At 56.2% G+C, this 3,457-nt stretch carries 3 protein-coding genes; 2 read left to right on the top strand and 1 reads right to left on the bottom strand.

Going from position 1 to position 3,457, the window contains the following annotated elements:
* Positions 1-95 precede the first annotated feature (95 nt).
* On the top strand, positions 96-677 hold the full coding sequence (locus tag A6A04_RS18430; protein ID WP_068495498.1) for a response regulator: 582 nt from the start codon (positions 96-98) through the stop codon (positions 675-677).
* A 350-nt stretch (positions 678-1,027) separates the two neighbouring features.
* On the opposite strand, the gene A6A04_RS21990 is transcribed toward A6A04_RS18430, so the two are convergent.
* Complete coding sequence (locus A6A04_RS21990) at positions 1,028-1,879, bottom strand: CZB domain-containing protein (protein ID WP_172822817.1); 852 nt, start codon at positions 1,877-1,879, stop codon at positions 1,028-1,030.
* A gap of 142 nt (positions 1,880-2,021) precedes the next feature.
* On the opposite strand from A6A04_RS21990, the gene A6A04_RS21985 reads away from it, so the two are divergent.
* A complete protein-coding gene (locus A6A04_RS21985; RefSeq protein WP_082915058.1) occupies positions 2,022-2,717 on the top strand; it encodes a Crp/Fnr family transcriptional regulator in 696 nt (231 codons plus the stop codon).
* Positions 2,718-3,457 lie beyond the last annotated feature (740 nt).

The following is a 3,457-nucleotide window of genomic DNA, read 5'->3' as shown; positions in this document are numbered from 1 at the left end:
ATGTCTCTTCTTCGGCATGGAATGTCCCCTTCATGGTCAGTTGAATTATTACATTCAACCTGGAGCCATTCACGGGGGGAGGGTCATTCCGCCAATTGCCGGGCTACGCCGACACTCCCATCCTCGCCCTTACCGCCAGCGCCTTCGACGAGGATCGGCAGCGTTGCATGGATGCTGGCATGGATGATTTCCTTAGCAAGCCGGTACGCTCGGAACATCTGTTCCCGGCGCTGTTGAAATGGCTGGACCGCGACAGCAGGACCCCGCCGCCTCCCCCCACTTCCCCCCCTTCCATGGGCGATGACGACGACGTGGTCGCCAGATTGCGCTGCTGCCTCGCCGGCATTCCCGACATCCATATCGACAAGGGGCCGTCGGCCATGACCAAGCCCGCCCGCTATATCAGCTATCTGCGGGAATACGCAGCGACCTGGGGCGACAGCATGACCCGCCTGCGGGATTGCCTGGCAAGGGGCGACCGGGATGAGGGAGGGCGGCTGGCCCATTCCCTGCGCGGGGCATCGGCTCAGCTCGGCGTGGTGGGAATTCAGGATCTGGCGGCGGAGCTGGAGGACGCCATCAAGGCCGATGGCGAGGCGGCGGAAATCCTGCGATGCGCCGGAGACATGGAGAGCCGACTGTCCATCATCTGCGCCGCCATCCGGCGATTGGAATAGAGTTTTCTGCATCTAATGCCAACGGCTGCAATTTTCCATAGCGGCCACTCGTGGGGGAGGGCCTGGGTGCGTGCTTATGACCCACAAGAGGCACTCGCACCTTATTAGAGAAATTTACGGATCAGCAGGCTGCGTCATTCAAGGCTACCGCCAATTCGTCTTTGTTAGGGGTACTGCATTGCCCGAGGCCCAGCCCCGCCCCAGACCCGGCCTTTACACCAAGACCTTTTAAGACACCCGCCTTGCTCCCTAATGCGGAGCTTCCGTTCATGGGGCAACCCTGGCCAGCGGGCATGGAATGAAGACGCAAAGGCATGATGAGCTATCCTCGAAGGCAGCTTGCGGAAGGCTTAGAGTTTTGAACTTCCTGCCGACAGAACTTGAGAATCGGCCAGTTCAACCTGTAGTCGCGTCAGGAGGGTGATAATCTCGCCACTCAGGACCAGAGCTTCCTCATAAGCCTCGTCGGCAGTGCGAAGCTTTCCGTGATTGAGAGATGAGATGACCAAGTCAACCTCCCGATGAAATCGCTTGTGGACGGCATCAAGGCTTTTTAATGCCTCGGTGGCACCCAACTCCCTCATGGCGGTGCCATGTATCCAGATGCCGAGGCTGCACTCATCGCTTGGTTGGGCACGCATGGCCTTACCATGGCCGCGGAACGCCGATTGAAGATCGCGAATCCATTTTAGATGGACAAGCCGAGCACCTGTGACGTTCAAAGTATGACGACCACTGCCGGCCTCGCCTAAAGCCTGAATAGAAATGATGTTGAGGGGGAGTGGTTTTGGGAAAAGCGCTCTTATCAACCGAGAAGGAATGTCATTGGGTTGGGCGCGGCTGATTGCGGCCTCAATGACATCGAGTTCAAGTGAGGTCAGTAAAAAAAGTATTTCACCACTAAGCTTGCGAACTGCTGCCAGCTTTTCCACAGCGCGCTCCGCCTTGCCAGCTGCGCATGCAGACAAAGTTTCTTCGGCAAGATGGTGAAAGCGCTTATGAACAGTTTTTAACTGCCAGACAGCTCCCAATTTGCCATACCGACTCAGGCCAGTACCGTAAATCCAGGTGCCAAGATCGCAATCCTCATGACCCATTAGCGGTTCTTGCGTCCCTTCACCGTTCACGGTGGCCTCCAATGCTGCCTCCCAACGAAGATGGGCCAGCCTAGCGGCGTTGACGTCTAGTTCGGTAGCGATCATCGTATTTGGTCCTTGAGTGCCTAGGATGCCTGTCTGGTGTGGATGCGCCCCCTGTATAAGCAGCAATGGGGGCGGCATCACTGACATTTGTCAGCGATTTGACCGAAGCAAAAATATTTTGTTCAGATAGGGCGGGCGGATTATGCGAGAGAGCCAAATTCAAGCCGCTTGGTATGGTCTGGAAGCCTGTGAAAAATGTGCCATTCGCCATTTAGTCTTGTTTGCAGACCTGACCAGCGAAGACTTTAGCCATGTTCATCTTCCAATAGAGGACATTTGGCTTCCTCCTGGAGCAAATCTTTACCAACAGGATCAGGCAGCTTCGGCGCTTTTCACAATCCGCGAAGGGCTGGTCAAGCTTGAGCAATATCTACCCGACGGAAATTTCAGAATTGTCAGCCTTTTGAGCCAAGGAGACGTTGCCGGGCTAGAGGCAACGGTTGCCGACAAATATGAGCATGCCGCCGTAGCGCTGCTGCCAACGCAAGTTTGTCGCCTACCCCGCGAAGTCGTAGCAAGATTGTCGCCGAAGCTGAACCGCCAACTGATGGAAAAATGGCATGATATGGTCTTGCGCTCTCACCATTGCGTGCGAGAGCTATCAACCGGCAGTTCCCGGCAAAGGGTGGCGCGGTTGTTCCTGATGCTTGCGCCTCCCGCCATGGAACGGTGCCGCATTTTCGGCCGCGAGGACGTAGGGGCGCTGTTGGGCATTACCACAGAGACCGCTTGCAGGATGGTTTCAGACCTAAAAAGAAGAAAGGCGATTTCAGAGATTTCAGCCAATACTTTTTCACGTGATATAGCGGTTCTACAGAAAATTGCCGATGGGATTTAATTTCCTCCCTGCTCTATCTCAAGGAGATGCTGGGTGGGATAGATGTGGGCGGTGCAGACGCTGAGCGGCTCTTCCTGGCACAACGGGGTCGCAGCGGACGTTCCAGCCAAGTGACTGTTGTCGGGGGGTAAAGCGGCCAGTTGGCTGATACCGGCTTTCAGATTGGGACGGCCCTATGGCCTGTCATCACGGGATCAATCCGGCCGAACCCGCCATACCATGTTCATGGCATCCCGCTCGGCAATATCAGGTCGCACAATCCTGAGAGCTTCTACCGCCCGCTGCTCCTGGCCGTGCCGATCCAGGCCTGCCTCGCGGGCAGTGCGGATCGTCGTGTAGATGACCCGGATCAGAGCCGGTGGATTGTGCTGGGGCTGTTGCATGGCGGGACCATATCATAAGGGTGTCGGATCATCCCATCACGCATCTGTATGACCGCCTACCGGCGTACAAAATTTTCATGGACACCGGCTTCTCCAGAAAGAGATCAACCCCAGGCGGTTCAGTCGATCGCTGAAGTGGTCCAGCAGATCAACAATATCGCTGCCCAAACCAACCTGCTGGCCTTGAGCGCCACGATTGGGCGCCCATGAGCGAAAACACTCTGCCCATTAAAATGGAGCTAATGTTCCTGTTGATTCCTACCGAAACAACAAATGCGCGGGTCATGTCCCGTCGAGTGGTGTAGCAGCTTTTGCCTGGGGATGATGGCGTAGGGTGCGTAGCGCCCGGAGGCGTCA

Source organism: Paramagnetospirillum marisnigri (assembly GCF_001650715.1).
Classification (GTDB): Bacteria; Pseudomonadota; Alphaproteobacteria; order Rhodospirillales; family Magnetospirillaceae; genus Phaeospirillum; species Phaeospirillum marisnigri.
This window is presented reverse-complemented; position numbering and strand designations above follow the sequence as displayed.